We start from the raw sequence: 569 nt of genomic DNA, 5'->3' as shown, positions 1-569 counted from the left end.
ATCCGGATCTGGTTTCTGTGTTTGCTGGTACAACCTTGAACCAGACAGGACAAGCCATTGAAATCATCGCAATGACAATGGGCGTTTATCTAGCGCTGAGCTTGCTCACGTCTGCGTTAATGAACTTGTACAACCGCAAAGTTGCGCTGGTGGAGAGATAATATGAGTACACACCAATTTCAACCCGATCTCCCGCCACCATCAAATACCGTTGGCGTGGTTGGGTGGTTACGCAAGAATTTGTTTAATGGCCCAGTCAACTCCATTGTCACGCTTATTCTTGCTTATATCGTTTTCAATGCGCTTTGGCACATTGTCGATTGGGCATTCATTAATGCTGACTGGATAGGCTCAACGCGTGATGACTGTAGCCGAGAAGGTGCATGCTGGGTGTTCATCAGTGTTCGCTGGGAGCAGTTCATGTACGGCTTCTACCCAGAAGCAGAACTTTGGCGCCCTCGCCTGTTTTACATCACGCTCGCGATTTTCACTGTGCTTCTTGCCTATGAAAAAACACCAAAACGTTTATGGATTTGGCTGTTCTTTGTCAACATCTATCCGTTTATCGT

General features: G+C 46.7%; 2 pseudogenes. Both read left to right on the top strand.

Features of this window, described 5'->3' with window-relative positions:
• Positions 1–161 (top strand): annotated as a pseudogene (locus R7R24_RS29160) (amino acid ABC transporter permease); the annotation flags it as partial.
• Position 162: 1 nt separating this feature from the next.
• A pseudogene (locus tag R7R24_RS29155) lies at positions 163–569 on the top strand (amino acid ABC transporter permease); the annotation flags it as partial.

This window comes from Vibrio sp. 704, from assembly GCF_033339295.1.
The sequence above is the reverse complement of the archived record's forward strand: the minus strand, read 5'-3'. Positions and strand labels throughout refer to the sequence as shown.